The organism is Acinetobacter sp. YH12226, from assembly GCF_013417805.1.
In the GTDB taxonomy this organism is placed as follows: Bacteria; Pseudomonadota; Gammaproteobacteria; order Pseudomonadales; family Moraxellaceae; genus Acinetobacter.
This window is the reverse complement of sequence record NZ_VPDG01000009.1, coordinates 102972-109926: the sequence shown is the minus strand read 5'-3', so window position 1 is coordinate 109926 and position 6955 is coordinate 102972. Positions and strand designations below refer to the sequence as shown.

Genomic DNA, 6955 nt, shown 5'->3' with positions numbered 1-6955 from the left:
TTCAACTTTTGCCAGTGTTGATCTGTCAGCATGGTACGAGGCATAGCGAATAGTAAAATTGGGTTTGGCGATTTGATTTTACTACTTCGCTATTTTTTTAAGCTAAAAGTGTCAACACACCCTAATAACCGCTAGTCGGATTAATCACATTGATATCCTTTTTATATTTCCCCAATAGATCACGCAAGGAATTCATCAAAATACTGGTATCTACGCCCACTGCTACAAACTCAGTGCCAAGTTCGATATATTTTTGCGTCACTTCATGCTGGGTTGACAGAATTCCTGCAGCTTTGCCTGCAGAACGAATCCGCTGGATTGCATCAATTACAGCTTTTTGTACTTCAGGATGATTCGGATCACCTTGATAACCCATAGTGGCAGATAGATCAACGGCGCCAATAAACACGCCATCAATCCCGTCGATCTGAAGAATAGCATCCAGATTTTCAAGTCCTGTGACCGATTCAATCTGGATTAATAAACAGATTTCTTCATGTGCCGTCTGATAATAATTTGGAATGCTGTTCCAGCGGGTGGCACGTGCCAGTGCAGCACCAACGCCACGAATTCCTTCAGGCGGATAACGGACTGCCCTGACCATGAGTTCGGCCTGTTCCACGGTTTCTACCATCGGAATCAACAGCGTTTGTGCACCGATATCAAGGAGTTGCTTGATCAGTTGTACGCTACCAATGGGTGGTCGTACCACTGCTTGCGAGGGATAAGCAGCAATACTTTGCAGTTGCGACAAAGTCGTTCTCAAATCACTGGGTGCATGCTCACCATCAATCAGCAGCCAGTCATAACCTGCATTTGCCGCAATCTCGGTTCCATAGGCATCTGCCAATCCAATCCATAAGCCGATTTGCTGCTGGGTTTTCAGTTTGTGTTTAAAGTAATTGGTCACTTGCATCCGCTAACCTATTTGCATGTTGCTGGCGATGCCTCTTATTAAACGCTTCTCGCTTAAAAGTGCCAATAGACAAAAACTGGATTTTAATCTGATTTAACTCTAAGTTTTGCTTGAATCCAGCTCAAGATCATCTCAAAACAGGCTTTGCCTGATGCTTTTTTATTGTAATAATCAGGGGATGTGAAAAATGTATATATTTAAAACTTCTACTCGCTGTTTATTTAAAAAGATTGGAGTCCATTGATGGATTTACTCAAGATCACACAGACCCGCTATACCACTAAAGCCTATGATCCTAGCAAGAAAATCCCAGCAGAACAGTTTGAACGCTTGTTAGAAATTTTGCGTCTGGCACCCTCTTCGATCAATATTCAGCCTTGGCATTTTTTTATTGCCGATCATGATGCCGCCAAACAGCGCATTGCCAAAGCCTTGGTTGGTACTTATGCCTACAATGCACCCAAAGTTCTGGATTCTTCACATACCATTTTATTCTGCACCAAGGCCGATATTAATGAGTTGCATCTAGAAAACTTATTGAACCGCGATGATCTCAGTGGCCGTTTTAAAGATGAATCAGCCAAAGAAGGTCAGAAAAATACCCGTGCAGGTTATATTCATTATTATCGTAATGAAAAAGGTGATATTCAGCGTTGGGCTGAAAACCAGACCTTCATTGCACTCGGTCAAATGCTCTTGGCTGCCGGAATTGAAGGGGTTGATGCCACACCAATTGGCGGCTTTGACGAAGAGATGATTAGTGAAGAATTACAACTTGCAGAACAGGGTTTGATCCCTTCTGTATTGCTGACTTTAGGCTATCGCAGTGAAAATGATTTCAATGCCAAACTCCCTAAATCACGTCTTGCCGCTGAAGATATTTTCACCAAACTGTAAGGAATTTATGCTATAAAAGGGGTCAAGCGCCCCTTTCCATGTCAATTCGGGCCTATTTTTTGCTTTATTTAATTTACATCTAATAGAATAACAATAGAGGTCATCTATGTCGCTCCTTACATCCAAATCCCTGAAATTTGAATGCCATCATTGCGATAAAATTTATCTCCAGCACTATAAAGAGCAACAGCATCGTTATCCGCACTGTCCAGACTGCCAACAGTCCGGTTTATTGCTTGGACTGGCCGAAGCAGGTGACCTGCTCCGACATCCGATTGAATTTGCATCCTCTTATGTCAAGCAGACATTGCATAAGCTAGGCAAATCACACTAGTCAAGCCTAGCAGTAATCCTAGAGTACTTGCAGGTTTGAGCCGTTCTTTAAAGAATACCAGACCTGCTATCACACCAAATACCACCACCAGAATATTCATGCCAGCAAAGACGATCGCAGGTGAATCCTTAAGCAGCATATGGGCTTTGACATAGAAAGCAATATTGGCAAAATTCAGGAAACCCAATAACAGACCAGCGCCGATATTCTGCATCGAGCCCAAGCTTTTATATTTGATTAACAGATAGCCCATCGAAATGATCAGGGCACAAACAAACATTAGATTCAGCGCCACCGCGAATTGGAGGCCCAGACTGGTTGTATATTTCAACAATACATCTATTAGCGCATAACCGACCCAGACCAAGCCCAGATACAACATTCCCTGATTGCCCTGTCCTGTACTTTGTCGATGTGAAAACAGGATGCACAACACTGCGCCAATGCCTAAAGCGATCCCGAGTATTTTCAGCTGATTAAATTGTTCCTGAAAAATGAAATAGGCTGCAGCCAGTGACAAAACTACCGAGAGTCGCTGGGCAATTTCGGTTTTTAAAATTCCAGCCGTTTGCAAAGCCTTGGCCAGAAACAGAAATACGCTCGGAAGTAAAATGCCCAGAGCCAGAATAAGCAACCAAGGTGTCTGAGACATTGAAATATGCTGAATATCAGGCTTAAACCAGAAAAAACACAAGAGACTGGCTGTCATATAGTTCCAGCTAATCATGTGTATCTGACTCAAGTCCTTATTTTTGGCGACTTTTAATAATATTGAGACCGCAACGCTGCATAGCGCTGCTGCGAAAATCAGTTCCATATGCTGCTCTTATTCTTGATATTTATGAGTCTACAAAAAAGCCCACATTTGCAGTGGGCTTTTTTTATAAATGATTCACTGGGAATTATTTATAGTGTGACACCATTTTCTCTAAAGAAATTGGGCGAATCTTGTCTGCATTGCCTGCAGTACCGAAAGCTTCGTAACGATCGATACAGATTTGCTTCATTGCATCTACAGTTGCGCTGAAGAATTTACGTGGATCGAATTCGCTTGGTTTTTCTGCCATCATACGACGCATTGCACCGGTAGATGCTAAACGCAAGTCAGTATCGATGTTGATTTTACGCACGCCGTGTTTGATCGCTTCAACCAGCTGCTCAACCGGAACACCGTAAGTTTCCTTGATGTCGCCGCCATACTGGTTAATCACTGCCAACCATTCTTGTGGCACAGAGCTTGAACCGTGCATGACAAGATGCGTGTTTGGAAGTGCTGCGTGAATTTCCTTAATGCGGTCAATCGCAAGAATATCACCTGTAGGTGGACGCGTGAACTTGTACGCACCGTGTGAAGTACCTACTGCAATTGCAAGCGCATCAACATTGGTATCAGCAACGAAGCTACGCGCTTCTTCAACTGAAGTCAGGAGTTGAGAATGATCCAGTACGCCTTCTGCGCCTACACCATCTTCTTCACCCGCCATACCTGTTTCAAGGCTACCCAAACAACCGATTTCACCTTCAACAGATACGCCACACGCATGTGCCATTTGAACTGTACGGCGAGTCACATCAACGTTATATTCATATGAAGTTGGTGTTTTACCGTCTTCACCCAGTGAGCCGTCCATCATCACTGATGAAAAGCCTAACTGGATTGAACGTTGACAAATGTCAGGACTGGTACCGTGGTCTTGATGCATTACCACTGGAATATGTGGCCATTCTTCAATTGCAGCCAAAATTAGGTGACGCAAGAACGGAGCGCCTGCATATTTACGCGCACCCGCAGATGCTTGTACGATAACAGGTGAATTGGTTGCATCTGCTGCAAGCATAATTGCACGCATTTGTTCTAAGTTGTTTACGTTAAATGCTGGTACGCCGTAAGCATGTTCGCCGGCGTGATCCAAGAGCTGGCGCAATGAAATAAGAGCCATAATATCCTCCCAGTGAATGCCACATATTCTACATGTTCAAAGGTTTCAATTCAGCAACAAATAACACTATTTAAAAAAAATCCCTGCATTTGCAGGGATTTTGTGTCACATTAACCGGATTAAGGTGCTACAGGCTCTGAAGTCGCAGCAACTGACTCGTCTGCAGTCGCTTCGTCGGCTGGCGCATTGGCAACTTCAGCTGGAATATCGGTATTTTTTTCATCTAAAATTGGCTGGTCAATGGCATCAATGGCAGCTTGCTGTTCTGGAGTTACAGCCTGATCTGCCACGGCTGCCGAGCTTTCTGCTTCAGCTTCTGGTGCACTTTCCTGTTTTGCACACGCAGTCAATGCCAGAGATGCTGCTAATAATACTGCAATAGTTAACTGTTTCTTCATCACGTATTCTCGTCATTTGGTGATTTAATGACTGCATCTTATGACAGATTTATTGCATTTTAATGACGAAGCCATGAAGGGTAAATTTTCACTGTCAAAAAAATGACATAAAAAAAGCTGGCACTGGGCCAGCTTTTTAGCTTAGGACATACAATTAAGCACGTTCTAGAAGTACTGCAACAGCAGGAAGGGTTTTACCTTCAACGAATTCAAGGAATGCACCGCCACCCGTCGAGATATAACCAATTTTGTCAGCCACTTCATATTTATCAATCGCAGCAAGTGTATCCCCACCGCCCGCAATCGAAAAACCTTCAGATTCAGCAATCGCTAAAGATAAAGTTTTAGTACCTTCACCGAATTGATCTACTTCAAATACGCCGACTGGGCCATTCCAAAGAATGGTTTTAGAGGTTTTCAGGATTTCTGCAAATGCTTTCGCAGTTTCTGGGCCTACATCCAGAATCATGTCGTTATCAGCAACATCTGCAACGTTTTTCACCGTTGCTTTTGCAGCAGCCAATGAACCCAGGAAGTCTTCAAAGTTAATTTCAGAGGCATCTGCAACCACAACGTCAGTAGGAAGTGGAACTGCTACTTTTGCAGCAATGGCTTTTGCCGTATCGATCAGATCCTTTTCACACAATGATTTGCCCACGTTATAACCGGCCGCAGCAAGGAACGTGTTGGCAATACCACCACCGACGATCAATTGATCACAAATGTCAGAAAGTGAGGTTAAAACATCTAGCTTGGTAGAGACTTTAGAACCTGCAACAATCGCCACCATTGGCTTTTCAGGGGTTTGCAGTGCACGACCAAGCGCATCAAGTTCAGCTGCCAGTAAAGGACCTGCAGCTGCAACTTTAGCCAGACGCGCTACGCCTTCAGTAGATGCTTCTGCACGGTGTGCTGTACCAAAGGCATCCATCACGAATACATCACACAATGCTGCATATTTTGCTGCAAGTTCAGGATTGTTTTTCTTCTCGCCGACGTTAAAACGGCAATTTTCCAGTAGAACTACCTGACCTGGCTGAACATCAACGCCATCTAAATAGTCAGTAAACAGTTTTACTTCTTGGCCCAAAGCTTCAGTCAAGTAAGCCGCTACAGGAGCAAGTGACTGTTCAGCTTTAGGCTCACCTTCAACCGGACGACCCAGATGAGAATACACCATGACTGCAGCGCCTTTTTCTAGTGCTGCTTTAATCGTTGGCAATGCTGCACGAAGACGCGCATCGCTGGTGATCACACCATTTTTAACAGGAACGTTTAAATCTTCACGGATCAGAACACGTTTACCTGCTAAATCGAGGTCAGTCATACGCTGAAAGTTCATGTAGAGCTCACTTTATAGATATTAAAACCAGGCGATTTTAAATGATTATGCAGAAAAAGGTTAGCATCTTTTGCAGAAAACATTATGAATGCCAAAGTTTTGTTATGATAGAAAAAAGCCTCTTTTAGATTCAGTCCCTATGTCGATACATCCTGATCCAAATCTTAACCGTTTGAACGTGTTAGGTGAGCCTTTGTCCAGCTGTTGCTTCGATCCGATTACCGGATATTTCCGCAATGGCTTTTGCCATACTGCGACCACCGATCTGGGCCAGCATACGGTTTGCGCGCAAATGACCTCAGAATTTCTGAATTTTTCTCAAAAAGTCGGTAATGACCTGATTACGCCTTTGCCCGAACTGGATTTCCCGGGCCTGCAACCTGGCGATTTCTGGTGTATCTGCGTAACGCGCTGGGTCGAAGCCTATGAAGCGGGTCAAGCTCCACCGATCAAGCTACAAGCCTGTCACAAAGCTGTTCTGGCGTATGTACCGTTAAATATTCTTGAGGAATATGCTGTCTAATGAATTCTGCACAGATTATCTTGGCATCGTCCAGTCAAACCCGCAAAGCGCTGATGGATCGTCTGCATATTAATTATATTTCCATGGTACCGGATATTGATGAATCTCCTCGCGGGGAAAATCACGCAGATGATCTGGCACAACGACTGGCTTTTGAGAAAGCCAGATATACTGCTGAACAAAATCCAGAAGCGATTGTGATCGGCTCAGATCAGGTGGCATGGCGTGAAGGTGCGCCGGATATTTTTATTGGCAAACCGTTAACGACTGAAAAGGCCATTCGCCAGCTACAAGCCAACTCGGACAAGATTGTCTATTTTAGTACTGCGCTCAGTGTGCAGCAGCTATCGACCGGTTTTGAACAAAGTCTGGTTGAACACTATAAAGTCAAGTTCCGCAAACTGTCTCAGGTCGAAATCGAGCGTTATGTCGAAATTGAACAACCTTTGCATTGTGCAGGCAGTTTCAAATGTGAAAGCCTCGGTATCAGCTTGTTTGAAGAAATGATCGGACAAGATCAGACCACGCTGATGGGCATGCCAATGATCAAGCTCTGTCATATTCTTCGTGAATTAAAAATTCTGGTTCCTTAATCTCTCCCTTTA

General features: G+C 43.9%; 9 protein-coding genes. 4 read left to right on the top strand and 5 right to left on the bottom strand.

The window, feature by feature from the left end; all coding sequences use genetic code 11:
• Window positions 1-121 precede the first annotated feature (121 nt).
• A complete protein-coding gene (gene hpaI, locus FTV08_RS10620) occupies window positions 122-916 on the bottom strand; it encodes a 4-hydroxy-2-oxoheptanedioate aldolase (protein ID WP_005107174.1) in 795 nt (264 codons plus the stop codon).
• Between the two features lie 243 nt (window positions 917-1159).
• On the opposite strand from hpaI, the gene nfsB reads away from it, so the two are divergent.
• Together nfsB and FTV08_RS16250 are read left to right on the top strand one after the other, a co-directional pair.
• A complete protein-coding gene (nfsB, locus tag FTV08_RS10615; protein WP_039902155.1) occupies window positions 1160-1813 on the top strand; it encodes an oxygen-insensitive NAD(P)H nitroreductase in 654 nt (217 codons plus the stop codon).
• A 106-nt stretch (window positions 1814-1919) separates the two neighbouring features.
• Entirely contained in the window at window positions 1920-2147 is a 228-nt protein-coding gene (locus FTV08_RS16250) for a hypothetical protein (RefSeq protein WP_004646744.1), read from the top strand.
• On the opposite strand, the gene FTV08_RS10605 is transcribed toward FTV08_RS16250, so the two are convergent.
• The 4 genes from FTV08_RS10605 to FTV08_RS10590 form a co-directional block, all read right to left on the bottom strand.
• Window positions 2110-2964, bottom strand: a complete 855-nt coding sequence (locus tag FTV08_RS10605) for an EamA family transporter (protein WP_180087282.1) — start codon at window positions 2962-2964, stop codon at window positions 2110-2112. The genes FTV08_RS16250 and FTV08_RS10605 overlap by 38 nt on opposite strands.
• An 85-nt stretch (window positions 2965-3049) precedes the next feature.
• The gene (gene fba, locus FTV08_RS10600) at window positions 3050-4087 is read right to left on the bottom strand and encodes a class II fructose-bisphosphate aldolase (RefSeq protein WP_004279853.1); all 1038 of its coding nucleotides are present in this window, start codon (window positions 4085-4087) and stop codon (window positions 3050-3052) included.
• Between the two features lie 119 nt (window positions 4088-4206).
• On the bottom strand, window positions 4207-4485 hold the full coding sequence (locus tag FTV08_RS10595) for a hypothetical protein (protein ID WP_004729831.1): 279 nt from the start codon (window positions 4483-4485) through the stop codon (window positions 4207-4209).
• A gap of 154 nt (window positions 4486-4639) precedes the next feature.
• Window positions 4640-5827 carry a phosphoglycerate kinase gene (locus FTV08_RS10590; protein ID WP_004279856.1) on the bottom strand — a complete coding sequence of 396 codons (1188 nt, stop codon included), beginning with the start codon at window positions 5825-5827 and terminating at the stop codon, window positions 4640-4642.
• A 139-nt stretch (window positions 5828-5966) separates the two neighbouring features.
• Between FTV08_RS10590 and FTV08_RS10585 the strand changes: the two genes are divergently transcribed.
• Window positions 5967-6350 carry a DUF2237 family protein gene (locus FTV08_RS10585; RefSeq protein WP_004279857.1) on the top strand — a complete coding sequence of 128 codons (384 nt, stop codon included), beginning with the start codon at window positions 5967-5969 and terminating at the stop codon, window positions 6348-6350.
• Window positions 6350-6943 carry a nucleoside triphosphate pyrophosphatase gene (locus tag FTV08_RS10580; protein ID WP_180087281.1) on the top strand — a complete coding sequence of 198 codons (594 nt, stop codon included), beginning with the start codon at window positions 6350-6352 and terminating at the stop codon, window positions 6941-6943. The genes FTV08_RS10585 and FTV08_RS10580 overlap by 1 nt, the downstream gene beginning before the upstream one ends.
• The last annotated feature ends 12 nt before the right edge of the window (window positions 6944-6955 follow it).